The organism is Blautia argi, from assembly GCF_003287895.1.
Lineage (GTDB): Bacteria > Bacillota > Clostridia > Lachnospirales > Lachnospiraceae > Blautia > Blautia argi.
Genome location: NZ_CP030280.1, coordinates 896,312 through 913,874 on the forward strand (window position 1 = coordinate 896,312; position 17,563 = coordinate 913,874).

Annotated in this window: 12 protein-coding genes, 1 pseudogene and 1 riboswitch; of the genes and pseudogenes, 10 read left to right on the forward strand and 3 right to left on the reverse strand. The window is 43.8% G+C overall.

Annotated features, from left to right (window positions below; genetic code table 11):
- Together DQQ01_RS04470 and DQQ01_RS04475 are read left to right on the forward strand one after the other, a co-directional pair.
- The gene (locus DQQ01_RS04470; protein WP_111918745.1) at positions 1-1,752 is read left to right on the forward strand and encodes an ABC transporter ATP-binding protein/permease; all 1,752 of its coding nucleotides are present in this window, start codon (positions 1-3) and stop codon (positions 1,750-1,752) included.
- Positions 1,749-3,413, forward strand: coding sequence for an amino acid ABC transporter ATP-binding/permease protein (locus DQQ01_RS04475; protein ID WP_111918747.1), 1,665 nt, complete (start codon positions 1,749-1,751; stop codon positions 3,411-3,413). Before DQQ01_RS04470 ends, DQQ01_RS04475 begins: the two co-directional genes overlap by 4 nt.
- 60 nt (positions 3,414-3,473) lie before the next feature.
- Here DQQ01_RS04475 and DQQ01_RS04480 read toward each other — a convergent pair whose 3' ends face one another.
- On the reverse strand, positions 3,474-4,067 hold the full coding sequence (locus DQQ01_RS04480; protein ID WP_111918749.1) for a cytidylate kinase-like family protein: 594 nt from the start codon (positions 4,065-4,067) through the stop codon (positions 3,474-3,476).
- Positions 4,068-4,238: 171 nt separating this feature from the next.
- Here DQQ01_RS04480 and DQQ01_RS16350 point away from each other — a divergent pair, with 171 nt between their 5' ends.
- The 4 genes and pseudogenes from DQQ01_RS16350 to gnpA all read left to right on the forward strand — a co-directional run bounded on the left by DQQ01_RS16350 (position 4,239) and on the right by gnpA (position 10,170).
- Positions 4,239-4,889 carry a hypothetical protein gene (locus tag DQQ01_RS16350; protein ID WP_242980575.1) on the forward strand — a complete coding sequence of 217 codons (651 nt, stop codon included), beginning with the start codon at positions 4,239-4,241 and terminating at the stop codon, positions 4,887-4,889.
- Complete coding sequence (locus tag DQQ01_RS16355; protein ID WP_242980577.1) at positions 4,802-5,770, forward strand: LCP family protein; 969 nt, start codon at positions 4,802-4,804, stop codon at positions 5,768-5,770. Before DQQ01_RS16350 ends, DQQ01_RS16355 begins: the two co-directional genes overlap by 88 nt.
- Before the next feature lie 117 nt (positions 5,771-5,887).
- A riboswitch (Lysine riboswitch) is annotated at positions 5,888-6,058 on the forward strand.
- Between the two features lie 116 nt (positions 6,059-6,174).
- Positions 6,175-7,794 (forward strand): Na+/H+ antiporter NhaC family protein, encoded by a 1,620-nt coding sequence (locus DQQ01_RS04495; RefSeq protein ID WP_111918753.1) that lies wholly within the window; start codon positions 6,175-6,177, stop codon positions 7,792-7,794.
- 209 nt (positions 7,795-8,003) lie between these two features.
- Positions 8,004-10,170 (forward strand): annotated as a pseudogene (gene gnpA, locus DQQ01_RS04500) (1,3-beta-galactosyl-N-acetylhexosamine phosphorylase).
- A 76-nt stretch (positions 10,171-10,246) separates the two neighbouring features.
- On the opposite strand, the gene DQQ01_RS04505 reads toward gnpA, so the two are convergent.
- Both DQQ01_RS04505 and sigG read right to left on the reverse strand, forming a co-directional pair.
- Complete coding sequence (locus DQQ01_RS04505; RefSeq protein WP_111918755.1) at positions 10,247-11,083, reverse strand: AraC family transcriptional regulator; 837 nt, start codon at positions 11,081-11,083, stop codon at positions 10,247-10,249.
- Positions 11,084-11,185: 102 nt separating this feature from the next.
- On the reverse strand, positions 11,186-11,965 hold the full coding sequence (gene sigG / locus DQQ01_RS04510; protein WP_111918757.1) for an RNA polymerase sporulation sigma factor SigG: 780 nt from the start codon (positions 11,963-11,965) through the stop codon (positions 11,186-11,188).
- 380 nt (positions 11,966-12,345) lie between these two features.
- Here sigG and DQQ01_RS04515 point away from each other — a divergent pair, with 380 nt between their 5' ends.
- The 4 genes from DQQ01_RS04515 to DQQ01_RS04530 all read left to right on the forward strand — a co-directional run bounded on the left by DQQ01_RS04515 (position 12,346) and on the right by DQQ01_RS04530 (position 17,400).
- Positions 12,346-13,023 carry a response regulator transcription factor gene (locus tag DQQ01_RS04515; protein WP_111918759.1) on the forward strand — a complete coding sequence of 226 codons (678 nt, stop codon included), beginning with the start codon at positions 12,346-12,348 and terminating at the stop codon, positions 13,021-13,023.
- Positions 13,023-13,940: a sensor histidine kinase gene (locus DQQ01_RS04520; RefSeq protein ID WP_111918761.1), complete on the forward strand. Its 918-nt coding sequence runs from the start codon at positions 13,023-13,025 to the stop codon at positions 13,938-13,940. Before DQQ01_RS04515 ends, DQQ01_RS04520 begins: the two co-directional genes overlap by 1 nt.
- Before the next feature lie 119 nt (positions 13,941-14,059).
- Entirely contained in the window at positions 14,060-14,740 is a 681-nt protein-coding gene (locus DQQ01_RS04525; RefSeq protein WP_111918763.1) for an ABC transporter ATP-binding protein, read from the forward strand.
- Complete coding sequence (locus DQQ01_RS04530) at positions 14,740-17,400, forward strand: ABC transporter permease (protein ID WP_111918765.1); 2,661 nt, start codon at positions 14,740-14,742, stop codon at positions 17,398-17,400. The genes DQQ01_RS04525 and DQQ01_RS04530 overlap by 1 nt, the downstream gene beginning before the upstream one ends.
- Positions 17,401-17,563: the final 163 nt, after the last annotated feature.

Sequence of the window (17,563 nt, forward strand, 5' to 3'; positions counted from 1 at the left end):
ATGATTAAAAAACGATTGATTCATTTGCTGGAGGATTCTAAAAAATATATTTTGCAGAATGTTCTCTGGCAGTGGCTGGGATTACTGGCTCAGATTCTGGCAGTATCTGCCATAGGACTTCTTCTGGAGGGCCTGATACAGGAAAGTGTAAGCACAAAACTTTTGGCAGGAACAGCCTTTATCTGCGTCTGTTCCATTCTGGTGCGCTTTTTCTGTGAAAGGCAGGCAGCGAAAGCTTCCTTTCTGGCAAGTATAGATGTAAAAAGAGTTTTAAGAGAAAAAATATACGATAAGCTTACAAGGCTGGGAAATTCTTATCGGGAAAAAATAGCCACCTCAAAGGTGGTACAGCTTTCTGCCGAGGGTGTGGAGCAGTTGGAAACCTATTTTGGAAGGTATCTTCCTCAGTTTTTTTATAGCCTTCTGGCGCCGTTTACTTTGTTTGCAGTGCTGTCTTTTGTGAATCTTAAGGCAAGCGGAATACTTCTTGTCTGTGTTCCTCTGATTCCGGTTTCCATTGTGGCAGTACAGAAATTTGCAAAAAAGCTTTTGAACAAATACTGGGGAAGTTATACAGAACTGGGGGACAGCTTTCTGGAAAATCTTCAGGGCTTAACCACATTAAAAATTTACCAGTCAGACAGTCAGAAGGCAGAGGAGATGGACAGGGAAGCTGAGCAGTTTCGCCGGATTACCATGAAGGTGCTGACCATGCAGTTAAATTCCATCAGTGTTATGGACTTGGTGGCATACGGCGGCGCAGCCATCGGAATGATTGTGACTATAAAAGAATATCTGGCGGGAAATCTGGGCTTTTCCGGGGCTTTTACCATAATACTTCTGGCGTCAGAGTTTTTTATCCCGCTGCGTCTTTTGGGGTCTTTTTTCCACATTGCCATGAATGGAATGGCAGCAAGTGATAAGATTTTCCGGTTACTGGACATGCCGGAGGAAGAGAAGGGAACAGAACAGCTGTCCGGGGATTGTCTGGACATTTCTTTTGAGGATGTGGAATTTTCCTATGAAAAAGAGCGGAAAATCCTGGATAAGGTAAGCTTCCATATTCCCAGGGGCAGCTTTGTGGCTCTGGTGGGAGAGTCCGGCTGTGGGAAAAGCACCATTGCTTCTTTACTTATGGGAAGAAACAGGGGCTATACAGGGAAAATTTATCTGGGAGAAAAGGAGCTGTCAAAGGTTCAGGAGCAGAGTCTGATGCAGCATATTACCATGGTGCGCCACAACAGCTATCTTTTTAAAGGAACCGTGGAAGAAAATCTTCGCATGGGGAATCCAAAGGCAGACAGAGCGCAGTTGGAGGAAGCACTTCGAAAAGTAAATCTTTGGGAATTTTTAAAGCAGCAGGAAGGTCTTCAGACGGTTCTTCAGGAAAAGGGCAGCAATTTTTCAGGCGGGCAGTGTCAGCGTCTTTGCATTGCCAGAGCCCTGCTCCATGAAACACCTGTTTACATTTTTGACGAGGCAGCCTCCAATATTGATATGGAAAGCGAAGAAATTATTATGGAAGTGATTCGTAAGCTGGCAGAAACAAAAACGGTGCTTCTGATTTCTCACAGATTGGCAAATGTGAAAAAATCAGATTGTATTTATGTGTTAAAGAACGGAAAAATTGCAGAGCAGGGAAAGCATGAGGAGCTTCTGAACCTGTGCGGTGTTTATAAAAAAATGTATGACACCCAGAGGAATCTGGAAAAATACGGATTGGAAAAAGAAGAAAGGGGAAAAACAGCATGAAAAGAAGAAGCGGAATTAAGGTTATGGGACAGCTTATCGGTTTGATTTTTCCTTTGCTGCATGTCATGGCAGCAGCGATTTTACTGGGTGTGGCAGGATTTTTATGCGCTATTTTCCTGAGTATCCTGGCAGGCAGCGGTCTGGTATATGGCTTTATGGGAAAGGGAATCGCAGGGCTTTCCGTGGGCAGTCTGTTTGTTCTTATGGCAGTGCTTGCAGTGCTGAGAGGAATCTTACACTATGCAGAACAGGCATGTAATCATTATATTGCCTTTAAGCTCCTTGCCATTATCCGCCATAAGGTTTTTGATGCTTTAAGAAGGCTGTGTCCTGCCAAACTGGAAGGCAGGGACAAGGGAAATCTGATTTCCATTATTACCAATGACATTGAGCTTTTGGAGGTATTTTATGCTCATACTATTTCCCCCATCGCCATTGGTTTTCTGACTTCCCTGATTATGGTGCTGTTTCTTGGACATTACCATGTTTATGCAGGTATTTGGGCCTTGATATCCTATTTGCTGGTAGGCGTGGGCGTTCCTCTTTGGAATGGAAAGAAGGGCGGTCAGACGGGAATGGAGTTTCGGACCGGGCTTGGAAATCTGAACAGCTATGTGCTGGATTCCCTGCGGGGACTGGAGGAAACCATACAGTATCATCAGGAAAAGGACAGAAGAGAAGGCATGTCCCAAAAATCAGTGGAATTAGGTGTTCTGCAGAAAAAGCTCAGTCGTATGGAGGGAAACACAAGGGCTGTGACCAATCTTATCATTTTGTTAAGCTCCTTTGGCATGTTGTTTTTTACTGTATTTTTGTATACTAGAGGCAGTATAGATAAGGAAGCAGTGTTGCTTTGCACCATTTCCATGATGGGCTCTTTTGGTCCGGTGGTAGCCCTGGCAAATCTGTCAAATAATCTGAATCAAACTCTGGCAAGCGGTGAGAGAGTGCTTTCCATTTTGGAAGAAACCCCTCAGGTAGAGGAAGTAAAAGGAAAAGAAACAGTAGAATTTCAGAATGCAGGCTGTGAGCATGTAACCTTTTCCTACAAAGATGAGGTGATTTTAAGGGATTATAGTCTTATACCGGAAAAAGGAATGATTACCGGAATCCATGGAAGAAGCGGTTCCGGAAAATCTACGCTTTTAAAGCTGTTTATGCGCTTTTGGGACGTGCAGCAGGGAAAAGTGTGGATTTCAGGAAGGAATATCCGGGAAATCAATACTGAAAATCTGCGGAATATGGAATCCTATGTAACACAGGAAACCTACCTGTTTCATGATTCTTTGGAAAACAATATCAGGGTAGCAAAGCCGGATGCTACAAGAGAAGAGGTAATAGAGGCAGCAAAGAAGGCTTCCCTGCATGAATTTATTAAAGCTCTGCCAAAGGGCTATGACACCCAGGTTGGAGAATTGGGTGATACGCTTTCAGGCGGAGAAAGACAGAGAATCGGTATTGCCAGAGCATTTTTGCACAACGCCCCGTTTCTTATGCTGGACGAGCCTACCAGCAACCTGGATTCCTTAAATGAGGGAATCATTCTGAAAGCATTGCGGGAGGAGTGTAAAAACAAAACGGTGGTGTTGGTTTCCCACAGGCAGTCTACCATGAAGATTGCAGATAAAATATACGAAATGGAAAATGGAAGATTGTCCTGAAAAGATAGCCGCACGAAACAGCAGAAAGGAATGCTGCTGTTTCATGCGGCTAAAATCTGATTACAGATGTTTATATACATCAGCCAGCATATCCAGCAGGAAATCCTGAGAGAAACGGCTGGTGTCAATGCAGAGCTGGTAGTTTTCCATATCGTTCCATTTCCGGTCTGTGAAAAATTCATAGTAGGATTTTCTGGTTTTATCCATTTTTTTCACAAGAGAACGAGCGCTTTTTTCTTCCCTTCCCAGCCGTTCCATGACCGTTTTGACACGTTCCTCAAAAGGGGCATAGACAAACAGGCTCAGACAATTATCTCCCAGAATATAGTCCGCGCAGCGTCCTACAATGATACAATCTTCTTTTGGCAAGATTTTCGATAATTTAGACTCTGTTTCAAAAAGCACGTCATTCATGGGGTGAAAATGATACTGAGGCTGCATCTGCATCTGTTCGTTAATGGGCAGACGCCATTGGTTTGCCTTTTTTTCATCTACCTTTAAAAGCTCTTCATAAGGAATATCGTTTTCCTCACTGGCAAGACGAATCAGTTCCTTATCATAAAAGTGAATCCCCAATTTTTGAGCCAATGCTCTTCCCAGAAGTCTTCCGCCGCTTCCATACATACGGTTAATAGTAATAATACGGTGAGTCATAGAAATCCCTCCTTGCTGTGTAAAACCAATCTATAATTATATAAATATTATAGCACAAATATAGTGAAAATTCCATGGGAAGGTTGCTTTTTTGGTGGATTTATATTATATTAGGAACTGTGACGCTGCCGGGAAATACCGGTAGGCAAAAGAAAAGAGGAGAAATTGCATATGGAAAATACAAATCGCGGAAAAAAGATGAGTCCGGCAAAGCGAAAAAAGAAACGTATCCAAAAAGCGTTTCGGATTGCCGGGGAAATACTGGTTGGCATTCAGATTCTTGCGACACTTGTGTTTATGGGCTTTACCTGGAGATTGGGTATGGTTCCCACCAAGTATCTGGCAGGTCTGGCGGGAATCCTTCTGGTATTTGCAGCGCTGTTGTTTACCATGCAGGTGGTTACCAGAGGAAAAGCTATTGTCAGTAAGCTCGTCAGTGTTCTGATGTCAGCAGTGCTGATTTTTGGTTCAGTTTATATGTATCAGACCCACAGTGCAGTACAGGATATCAGTGGCGATACACTGGGCAAACAGGTTAACAGTATGCTGGTTGTAGTCAGAAGCGATGACCCTGCACAAAAGGTAAAAGATACCGGTGAATATATTTATGGTATCCAGCATGCAGAAGACGCAGCGGATATCGATGCAGCAATGGATCGCGTAAATAAAGATGCCGGAGCAGAGGTTATGACTGCAGAATACAAGAGCCTGAATGAACACAGGCAGCAGCTCTTTTGGACGGAAGCGTACAGGCCATTGTCTACAACGAGGGCTTTGGCGGCATTCTGGAAGAGATTTACGAAGGCTATGGCAGTCAGGTGAAGGTAATTGCACAGTACAGCATTGAAACAAAAGATGAGGCAAGTCAGCTGGTACAGGGCAAGGCAGCCGAGGTTAATGTAAAAGATGAAACCTTCAGCATGTATATCAGTGGTATTGATGTATACGGACCGGTATCTGCAAAAAGCAGAAGCGATGTAAATATTATAGCAACGGTAAATCCTGTGACAAAGCAGGTTCTCTTAACCAGTACACCGAGAGATTATTATGTAACCATTCCGGGTGTCAGCGGGGACAGCAGAGACAAACTGACTCATGCAGGAATTTATGGTGTGGACAAATCCATGGCAACACTGGAAAACATTTATGACATTGAAATTCCATTTTATACCAGGGTGAATTTTACTTCCCTGATTACTATCGTTGACTCTATGGGTGGGGTTGATGTGGAATCTGAATATGCTTTTTCAACAAATGGCGATGGCGGCGCAATTATTAATGTACAGCAGGGAACCAATCACTTTAACGGAAAGGAAGCCCTTGCTTTCGCAAGAGAACGTTATAATGTTCCGGGCGGTGATAACCAGCGTGGAAAGAACCAGATGGCAGTTATTCAGGCAATGATTAAAAAAATGCTGACACCGGAAATGCTGGTAAAAGCTCCCAGTTTGATCTCGGAGGTCAGTGACAGCGTAGAAACCAATATGAGCATGGAGCAGATTCAGAAGCTGATTCAGAGTCAGTTAAATAACGGTGGCGACTGGACTATTAAATCTGTGGCAGCAGAGGGTACAGGGGACAGCCAGTATTGTTATTCTATGCCAGGAACAGCGCTGTATGTTATGCAGCCGGATCAGACCTCTGTAGACAGCATTAAGGCACTGATGCAGACCGTAAAGGACGGCGGACAGCTTCCACAGTAGAGCCTTTTGTGGAGTTCACCAAAGTCAGAAAAGAAAAAACAGGTCTTGGCAGACCGAAAAAATCGTGCTATATTAAAAACAGAATAAGAAAAACATTTCTGGCGTAAGCCAGGGACGATACATGATAGAGGCGCAGGTTTCAAGAGTATTCTTCTGTAAAAGGCAGGGCAGCCGCAGAGGAAGAAAGGGGAAACTGCCGAAGAAGGAAAATCTGCCCGGGGTTTTTCTTCTGGGACACTGCAGAATATGCAGCGTACTGTCACAACGATGTGGAGCGCTATCATCACTGGTCACAGTCATATGTTTATTGGCAAACCATGAGCGCTTTCCCTGCGGGGGTATATCGTTCATGGTTTTTCTTATGGGATTTACACCCCCATACTTATAGAAAAGGAGAATAAATAATGACGAAAAGAAGAAAAAAAGTCACAGCAGCCCTGTTTACTTTTGGAATTTTGCTGATTTTCATGACTATGACCGTATTTGGCGTTTCCGAGGAAGCACCAAAATCTCAGATGTATGCAACCTTCTGGTCCCTGATTCCACCGGTGGTGGCTATTGCCCTGGCATTGATTACAAAGGAGGTTTACAGCTCCCTGTTTGTGGGAATTTTGGTAGGAGCCTTGTTTGCCACAGATTTTCAGTTTGAGGGAACAGTTTTAAAGCTCATAGACGAGGGATTTATTCAGGTGCTTTCTGATCCTTCCAATGTGGGAATTTTAATTTTCCTGGTGATTTTGGGAACCATGGTGTGCATGATGAACCGGGCAGGGGGCTCTGCGGCCTTTGGCAAATGGGCAGGAAAGCATATCAAAACCAGAATCGGGGCGCAGATTGCCACGATTATTCTCGGTATTATGATTTTTGTAGATGATTATTTTAACTGTCTTACTGTGGGAAGTGTTATGCGGCCGGTTACAGATAAGCACAATGTGTCAAAGGCAAAATTTTCTTATCTCATTGATGCCACAGCAGCGCCTATCTGCATTATTGCACCGATTTCCTCCTGGGCTGCTGCAGTCAGCGGCTTTGTAGAGGGAGAAGACGGACTGGCAATCTTTATGCAGGCAATCCCCTATAACTTTTATGCGTTGCTCACAATTCTGATGATGTTTGCGTTAGTACTGATGCGGGTGGATTTCGGTCCTATGGCTCTTCATGAAGCCAATGCTCTGAAGGGAGATATTTATACCTGCGGAAAAAGAGTGGACGAGGAAACAGAGGAAGTAAAGCCAAATCCCAGAGGAAAGGTTATTGATCTGATTGTTCCCATTGTGCTTCTTATTATCTGCTGTATTGTGGGTATGATTTACACTGGGGGATTTTTTAGTGGCACGGATTTTGTGACAGCCTTTTCTCAGAGTGAAGCATCTCTGGCGTTGTCTATCGGAAGTTTTTTTGTCTTTGTTTTTACTGTGATTTTCTATGCAGCAAGAAGAGTACTGTCCTTTCGGGATTGTATGGATTGTATTCCGGAGGGCTTCAAGGCCATGGTTCCGGCAATCCTTATCCTGACCTTTGCCTGGACGCTGAAAGCCATGACAGACAGCCTGGGAGCTGATGTATTTGTAGCAGAGGCCATGGAATCTGTAGCAGGAGGGCTTTTGAACTTCCTTCCAGCGATTATTTTCCTGGTAGGATGTGCACTGGCATTTGCAACCGGAACCTCCTGGGGAACTTTTGGGATTTTAATCCCCATTGTAGTCGCAGTTTTTGAGGGAAAGGATCCTCAGATGATGATTATTTCTATTTCTGCCTGTATGGCAGGCGCTGTATGCGGAGATCACTGTTCTCCGATTTCTGATACAACCATTATGGCGTCAGCAGGAGCGCAGTGCAACCATGTGAATCATGTAACCACTCAGCTTCCCTACGCCCTTACAGCAGCCGGGGTTTCCTTTGTGACTTATATTATTGCAGGATTTGTAAAGACTGCCTGGATTTCCCTTCCGGCAGGAATTTTACTGATGTTGGGTACTGTGCTTGTCATTAAGAAAAGGACAGGTACAAAGAACAGAGCATAAGAAGTTAGATAGATGAGTGTATGGCAATACAGAAACAGCGCCCTCAAAGGGGCAAAACACGGTATCTGCCATATACTCATTTTTTTGTTACTATAAAGAAAAAAAGCAATATATCTAAAATTTCCAGCAACATGCCCCTAGCAATTTTTGAAAATTTTGTATATTCTAAGAGTATAAAAGAAAGCCCGATTTGCGAAAGGAGAACAAAGATGAGCGAAACAAATTTTAAAGGACGTGTCACTATTCCCACAGATGTAGACGTGGTGCCGGAAACTCTGGAGCTGGTGAAAAGATGGGGTGCTGATGCCATTCGTGACTGTGATGGAACTGATTATCCGGAAGAATTGAAAAATGTTGATGCAAAGGTATATTCTACCTATTACACTACCAGAAAGGATAATGCCTGGGCAAAGGCAAACCCGGAGGAAATCCAGCAGATGTACATTATGACTCCTTTCTATACAGCAGTGGAGAGCAAGCTGTCTATTCATTTGATGAATCACTTGTACCCGGATATGTTAAAGGTGAATTCCCATGATGACATTACTCGCTGGTGGGAAGTCATTGACCGCACCACAGGAGAACCTCTGGAAGCTTCCCAATGGGATTACAGCGAGGAAACAGGAGACGTGACCATTCACAATGCAAAGGAATTTCATGATTATACGGTCAGCTTCCTGGCATACATCATGTGGGATCCGGTACATATGTACAATGCAGTGACAAACGGCTGGACAGACTTTGAAAAGCAGATTACCTTTGATGTACGTCAGCCAAAAACAAGAGCGTATTCTATGGAACGTCTGCGCAAGTTTATTGCAGACAATCCTCATGTAGATGTTATCCGTTATACAACCTTTTTCCACCAGTTCACCCTGATTTTTGATGAGTTGGCAAGAGAAAAATATGTAGACTGGTATGGCTATTCTGCTTCTGTAAGTCCTTATATTCTGGAACAGTTTGAAAAAGAGGTGGGCTATAAGTTCCGCCCGGAATTTATCATTGACCAGGGGTATATGAACAATACCTATCGTATTCCTTCCAAAGAATTTAAGGATTTTCAGGCATTCCAGAGAAGAGAAGTGGCAAAGCTGGCAAAAGAAATGGTAGATATTACTCATGAGTGCGGCAAAGAGGCTATGATGTTCCTGGGTGACCACTGGATTGGCATGGAACCTTTTATGGACGAATTCCGGAGTGTTGGACTGGATGCAGTTGTAGGAAGTGTAGGAAATGGTTCTACTCTGCGCCTTATCAGCGATATTAAGGGCGTAAAATATACAGAGGGACGTTTTCTTCCTTACTTCTTCCCAGATACTTTCCATGAAGGCGGCGATCCGGTAAAAGAAGCAAAAGTCAACTGGGTAACTGCAAGACGTGCGATTTTGAGAAGTCCCATTGACCGTATCGGCTATGGAGGATACTTAAAGCTGGCTATGGAGTTCCCGGAATTTATTGATTATGTGGAAAGCGTATGCAACGAATTCCGTACCCTGTATGAAAATATTAAGAGAACCACTCCATACTGCATCAAGAAGGTGGCAGTGTTAAACAGTTGGGGTAAAATGCGTGCATGGGGCAACCATATGGTACATCACGCGATTTACTATAAGCAGAATTATTCTTATGCGGGAATTATCGAGGCATTGAGCGGCGCACCGTTTGACGTACAGTTTATCAGTTTTGATGATATCAGAGAAAATCCGGTGATTTTAGACGACATTGATGTAGTATTAAACGTAGGCGGCGCTTACACAGCCTATACAGGCGGCGAAAACTGGGCAGATGAAACTATCGTAACTGCAGTGAAGAAATTTATCTATAATGGCGGAGGTTTTATCGGCGTAGGCGAACCGACTGCTTATCAGCATGAGGGACGTTACTTCCAGCTGGCAGGTGTTATGGGTGTGGAAAAAGAAACAGGATTTACTCTGAATACAGATAAATACAACTGGGAAGAGCATGAACACTTTATTACAGAGGACTGCAGGGGGTGAGATTGATTTTGGAGAGGGTCAGAAGTTTATTTATGCTTTACCGGAAACAACCATTATCAAGCAGACCAACGAAGAAGTACAGATGGCTGTCCATGAATTCGGAAAAGGAAGAAGCGTGTACATCAGCGGACTTCCATACAGCTTTGAAAACAGCCGTGTGCTTTATCGTGCCATTATCTGGGCTTCTCATGATGAGGAAAACCTGCACAAATGGTTTTCTGACAACTACAATGTAGAAGTACATGCTTATGTGAAGAACGGAAAATACTGTGTGGTAAACAACACTTATGAACCGCAGGATACCACGGTTTATAAAGGAGATGGAAGCAGCTTTGACCTGCATCTGGAAGCGAATGAAATTAAGTGGTATGAAATTTAAGACTTAGTAAGACAGAGGCTGTCGCATGAATGGATACGGAGGATATTCCGGATTCCTGTTTCATGCGGCAGCCTTTTTACAGGATGGCTGTGCTTTTCCGGTACTCGTTGGGGGAAATGCCCACAATTTTTTTAAAGGTCTGAGAAAAATAGGACTGGGAGGAAAACCCGGTGATTTCTCCGATTTTTGCTACCGGATAATTGGTGGATTCCAGCAGATACCGGGCTTCCTCCAACCTTCTTCCTATGAGATAATTAATAGGAGAGACCCCCTTATAGTTTTTAAAGGCATGCACCAGATAATATTTGTTAATATGTACCAGAGAACTGAGAAATTCCAGCGTAATATCCTCTGCATAATGCTCGTTGATATACTGTTCCACCAGCTTGCATTCCCGTGTGGTTTTCTGCTGAGGCGCGTTTAAAATTTCCTGTCTGGTACTTCGGGCAAGCAAGAGGAGAATCAGCTCCAGAAGATTCTGGCATACAGCCGTGTAATTTAAAGGCTGTGTCTGCACCTCTCTTAGCAGGGTGTCCAGATAACTCTTCATTTCCAGTTGCTCCGGGGAGAGGGAGAACAGGCTGTAGTCATAGGGCGTTCCTTTTTTTGTATGGCCGAACTGTACTCCCTCAATTCCCAGGGCAATGTATTCCCAGGGATTTTCCCGGTTGCCAAGCTCTGTGTGTGGGACATTGGGATTGATAAAAATCAGATCATTTTTTTGAACCGGTATTTTTTTACTTCCAATCTGGAAGAAACCATTGCCACGGGTGACAAAGAAAAGCTCAGAAAAAGAGTGGGCATGCTCCAGACTGTGCCAATCCTTGTCAGAAGTCGCGCAGGTAACATATAAAAGCTGGGCTTCCGGGCGCACAAGGCTGTGGAAGTCCAGAGAATATCGTTGATTGCTCATAATTCAGAAACATTCCTTTTCTTTTTGATAGTTGTATTATACTGTTTTCCGCGAGGAGATACAAGGAATTTTCCAAAAGGCATAGGAAGGGATCGTATTTTCCTATGGCCGCAGATAGGCTCGCATGGCCTTTAAGGCATGTTTTTCCAGACGGCTGACCTGGGCCTGGGAGATACCGATTTCCTGTGCCACCTCCATTTGTGTCCGTCCTTCATAAAAGCGCATTTCAATGATTTTCTTTTCCCTCTCGTCCAGGCGTTTTAAGGCTTCTCTTAAAGACAGATCCTCCACCCAGTTTTCCTCCTTATTTTTTTTATCGCTGATCTGATCCATGACATACAGCGTGTCCCCACCCTCGGTGTAGACTGGTTCGTATAGACTTACCGGACTTTGAATAGCGTCCAGAGCATAGACAATTTCCTCCTTTTCCATACCGATTTCTTCGGCAATTTCTGTAATGGTAGGCTCTTTCTGGTGTTGTTTTATATAGTTTTCTCTGGCGTATATAGCTTTATATGCGGTATCCCGCAGGGAACGGCTGACCCGGATAGAATTATTGTCCCGGAGATAGCGCCGGATTTCACCTATAATCATGGGAACTGCGTAGGTGGAAAACTTTACATTTAAGGTAGTATCAAAGTTGTCAATGGCTTTGATAAGTCCTACGCAGCCAATCTGAAATAAATCGTCTACATTTTCGCTGCTGCCTGAAAAGCGCTTGATCACACTTAAAACCAGCCGCAGATTTCCCTTAATGTACCGTTCTCTCGCTTCCATGTCACCTGTTTTAATACGCGTAAACAACTGTTCCTTTTCCTCATTGGTGAGAATGGGAAGGCGTGAGGTATTGACGCCGCAGATTTCCACTTTGTTGAGTGCCATAGCAAGAATCCTCCAATTCTGTAATTTCAGTGTCTATTAGGAAGGATTCTCACGGAAAGGAAACAATATACCAAAGCCGGGAAAATTTCATAAAGTTTTAGTCCTTGACAAAAAGAAACAGACTTGTGTATCAGGAAAACCCATGGTATGATTTTCGGTAAAGTTCCGCATTATAGTTTTCGCCATTCTTAAGTATGTGGTATAATGCAGCCAGAAGCATTCTTGCCAGCGGTTATCCGGCAAGCCGGACAGCCCACTCATTTCCCCGTGACTTGTAGTATACCGAGTTCCCTATAAGAGGAATTATAAAGAAAAAATAAACTCAGAAAAACGTTTTCATAACGTTTTGTGCCTGAGCGAAGCGAAAGGAATGGATATATATGAAAATTTTAATTATAGAGGACGATAAAGGGCTGCGTACCGGTATTTCGTTTTCTCTTGCTCAGGAGGGATACGAGGTGTTGGAGGCAGGGACAGCAAAGGAGGGCCTGCGGCTCTTTGAAAAAGAGGGTCCAGGGGCAGTTTTAATGGATTTAAATTTGCCGGATATGGACGGACTTTTGTTGTGTCAGAGGATTCGGGAAGGAGCAAGAACTCCAGTGCTTATGGTAACCGCAAGGGATATGGAAACAGATGAACTTCTGGGGCTGGAAAGCGGTGCAGATGATTATATTACAAAACCTTTTTCCATAGCAGTTTTAAAGCTTCGTCTGAAAAAACTGTTAGAAAGAGAGGTGAAAGGGGAAAGCAGGGAAAATCGTATGGCTTCCGGGAATTTGTGTATGGATCTGAAGATGATGAAGGTGCTGGTGGACAGGGAGGAACTGGAGTGCAGCATGACAGAATTTAAGCTTTTAAAGTTCTTTTTGGAAAACAGGGGACAGGTGCTGACCCAGAATCAGATTCTGGAGGCAGTCTGGGATTTGAGAGGACGGTATGTCAATGCAAATACTTTACAGGTAAATGTTGGGCGGCTGCGGAAAAAGCTGGAGGCAGCAGGGTGTACTGCCCAGGTGAAAACCATACACGGTATTGGATATCTGTGGGAGGAAGCGTGATGCAGACAGCCATGACAATCCTCTGCCTGTCTGTGGCAGGGGTTGGACTTTGCCTGGGGGTAGGAAGTTTTTTGTATTACCGCCGTCAGCTTCGCCTTTTTTCAAATATTTTAAATACTTTTGAAAAGACGGGAGAACTGGTAGAAGGAGAAAATCGGGAAACCATGGAATCCAAGCTGCTCAGCCGTCTGTGCCGCGTTCTGAAGCGTAGCAGACAAAAGGAAGAGCAGACAGGAAAAGAAAGGCAGGAAATGGCAGAGCTTTTATCCAATCTCTCTCATCAGTTAAAGACACCTCTTGCCAATATTTTGCTGAATACAGAAATTTTAAAAGAGGGAAGGCTCAGTCAGGAAGAGGAAAAACAGTTTCTTCTGAGAAATCAGGAGCAGGCAGAGAAAATGCAGTGGCTGATGAAAACTCTGGTAAAGGCGTCCAGGCTTGAGCAGGGAATTCTGGTTTTTGACATTTTTCCTGCGTCCCTTGTGGAAACTCTTGCAAGGAGTATCAGTTCGGTATATGCCCTTGCAAGAGAAAAACAGATTTCCATAGAAACCCAGGGACTGAAGGAGTGTGTGTGCTGCCATAATCCCAAATGGACAGCAGAGGCCATTGGAAATCTTCTGGAAAATGCGGTAAAGTACAGTCCGGCAGGCAGTAAGATTTCTATCGAAACAGAGGTTATGGAATTATATGCAAATGTGAAAATCACAGATGAGGGTCCCGGAATCCCCAAAGAGGAATACAACCGGATTTTCAGACGGTTCTACAGAGGAGAGCAGGCAGAGCAGCAAGAGGGCAGCGGTCTGGGGCTATATCTGGCACAGGTGATTCTGCAAAGGGAAAAGGGATATATCACGGTTTCAAAAGGAAGAGATGGAGGCGCCTGTTTTTCGGTGTTTCTGCTTCTGAAGGAATAGAAAAAACCATGTAAAGAGAAGTTCTGACAATTTTGTCAGGACTTTTTTCGCAGCTGTCAGAGGTATGTCAGATTTCTTTTGTAAACTGAGTGTAAAGAGAGAAGAAAGGAAGCTGACATATGGAAATATTAAAAACAGAAAATCTGAAAAAATATTATGGAAAAGGTGTAAATCGGGTAAAGGCCCTGGACGGCGTAAGTTTAACTGTAGAAGAAGGAGAATTTGTGGCAGTTGTAGGTACCTCCGGCAGCGGTAAGAGTACCCTCTTACATATGCTGGGTGGGCTGGACTATCCCACAGACGGAAAGGTTTTTGTAGGTGGAAAGGATATTTTCTCCCTGAATGAAACCCAGCTTACGATTTTCAGGAGGCGCAACATTGGGTTTGTCTTTCAGAATTATAATCTGGTGCCGGTGCTGAATGTGTACGAAAACATTGTGTTGCCCATGGAACTGGACGGAGAAGAGCCGGATAAAGAGTATGTAGACGAAATTATCCGTACCCTGGGAATGGAAGACAAGCGGTATAGTCTGCCCAATCAGCTTTCCGGCGGACAGCAGCAAAGAGTTGCCATTGCCAGAGCCCTGGCCTCAAAGCCCAGTATTTTACTGGCAGATGAACCGACCGGAAATCTGGATTCCCGGACTTCTCAGGAGGTTTTGGGGCTTTTGAAGCTGACCAATTCCCGGTTTTCCCAGACCATTGTCATGATTACCCACTCTGAAGCGCTGGCACAGCTATGCGACCGGATTATTCATATCGAGGACGGCAAACTTATGAAGTCCGGAGGTGAGCAGTGATGAAAAATAACAATCAAAAGGTTATAAAAAAACTATCTCAAAGAACCATGAAACAAAGTCGTATGCGAAACTTTTTTGCAGTTGCGGCAATCTGTCTGACTACCCTTTTGTTTACCGCTGTTTTTTCCATGGGCTTTGGCATGATGCAAATGATACAGGAGCAGACCATGCGGGAGGTAGGGGGAAAATTTCATGCAGGGTTAAAGGGCGTCACCATGGAACAGTATGAAAAGATATCCAAAGATGCAGAAGTGGCTTCGTCCTCTTATAACATTCTTTTGGGGCAGGCAGATAATCTGAAAAAAAGACAGGCAGAGATTCGTATGCCGGGCAGCCTGGAAGAAATCGAAGGAGCGTTTGTGAATCTGGAGGAGGGGACGTATCCGAAACAGGAAACAGACGTGGTGATGGATACCATCACCTTAAAGGAACTGAAAATTAATCCCCGTATCGGAGCCACTGTGCATTTGGAATATACCTTTATGGGAGAAAAAATCCAGGACGATTTCACTCTCTGCGGCTGGTATCAGGGAGATGAAATTTCCCATGCAAGCCAGGTGTATATTTCAGAAGCATACTGGAATCAGGTCAAAGGAAATTATACAGAAACAGATTTTCAGAAGAATTATGAGAATACCGGGAATATTCAGGGGCTGGTAAACGGAAATCTGTACTTTAAAAATTCTAAAAATATTGAGGATAAAGTAGTAGCAGCCATTGAGCATGCAGGCTACACACCGGAGAGTGATGCGGACAACAAAGAATCTGAGAGTCCGGTTATCCGTTATGGCGTCAACTGGGCGTATATGTCTTCCAGAGCGGAAAGTCTGGATATGGAAACTGTGGTGCTTTTTGTTGCAGCTTTTTTTGTGATTCTGATTAGCGGATATCTGATTATCTATAATATTTTTCAGCTTTCCATTCTGCGGGAGATTCGGTTTTACGGATTACTGAAAACCATTGGAACCACGAAAAAGCAGCTACAGAAGCTGGTGTACAGACAGGTCTGGAAATTGTGTGGTGTGGGAATTCCTATAGGCGCAGTTTTGGGATATCTGGGAGGACAGTTCCTGGTTCCCATACTGGCAAAAGGCGGGACATATGCAGGAGAAAGCGGCTTTTATTTTAATTTCTGGATTTTGATTTTCGGTGGCGTGTTTTCTTTGGCGACTGTAATGATAAGCTGCAGGAAACCGGCAAAAATCGCCGGGAATGTATCTCCCATTGAGGCAGTGCGTTACACAGAAGGGACTCTGAAAAGGAAAAGAAGTAAAAAATCAAAAAAAGGCGCCAAAATTGCCAGAATGGCTTTTTCCAATCTGGGAAGAAACAAGAAAAAAACCGTCCTTGTAATTTTATCCATTTCCCTGAGCGTGATTTTGCTGGAAATTGTGATGACAGCAGTGGGTAGTTTTCGCATTGATGAATATCTGGAAGAACGGATTTATGGGGATTATATGATTGGAAATGCCAATTGGACCGTTGCTGCGCCAAGAGAATTGGATTTCCGGATAGACGAGGCATATGCACAGGGCGCCGATACCTGGCAGGGCGTTTCTGGAAAATCGGAATTATGGACATTGAATTCCGAGCATATTCTATCTGAAAAAGGGCAGAAGCAGTTTCAAAAGTTGGATAAAGAGGGAAAATTAGAAGAGGGTTTGTATTATAAAGCCAGGGCAGAAGACCGGGAAAAAATGGGAAGAGGAGAATTGGCTTTAGATGAAAGGCGCTATGCTTATTCCGAAGATATGCTGGAAAATTTGAAGCCGGTTAAAGGGGAGATTGATGCAGAGAAATTCAGAAGCGGGAAATATGTACTCCTGGAGCAGATGACTTTTTTGGAAAACGCAGAAGTTGGGGACAGTTGTTATGAACCGGGAGATAAAATTATATTGCAAACGCCCACGAAAGACACAGAACAGGAAATGGTATATGATGAAAACCAGGAACTCATAGGTACCTTTCTCACGAATCTGGAAAAAAAGGAATACGAAGTTATGGCAGTGGTGGAAAATATTCCTACCAGCATGAACATACACTTTTTTTCAACAAACAGCATTACAACCATTCTTCCTTTAGAAGAAATCAAACAAAGCCCGGAAGCGACCATGTTTGCCAAATCCTATACCGTAGAGCCGGAGTTTGCAGAGAGCTTTGAGGCGTATCTGAAGGATTATACAGAGGAGGAAAATCCCTCCATGGGCTATCTGTCAAAGAACAGTGTAAGGGAAGAATTTTCCGGTATGATAGAGGGCGTTTCTGCTGTGGGATATGGTTTGTGCGTTGTGATTGCCATAATCGGAATTTTGAATTTTGCTAATTCTATGCTGACCGGAATTCTGGCAAGAAAGCAGGAATTGGCAGTGATGCAAAGTATTGGCATGACAAAGGAGCAGATACGAACCATGCTCTTATGGGAAAGTGGGTACTATCTGGGGATTTCAGGAATCATCAGTGTAATTGTCGGCAGCATTGGGGCATCTTTTCTTGTGGGAGCATTAAATGATGTGATTATGTGCTTTGCTTATCGTTATACAGCCGTGCCGTTTTTCCTTATGCTTCCGGTATTCGCATTGGTGGCAGCTGCGATTTCTCTTATTGCCTATGGACAGACACAGAAGAAGAGCGTGGTGGAGAGAATGAGGGAAACGCAGTAAAGATTTCTTCCTTCTTGATAAACGTATTTGGGAAAGCTATACTATAGCGAACAATGGAACCATAGAAAACAGCAGATTTTAGGTGTCCTTCAGGGATTTTATCGAGGAGATGATTATATTGAATGCCGGAAGAATCCGGGATATCAGATTTATGTCAGAATAT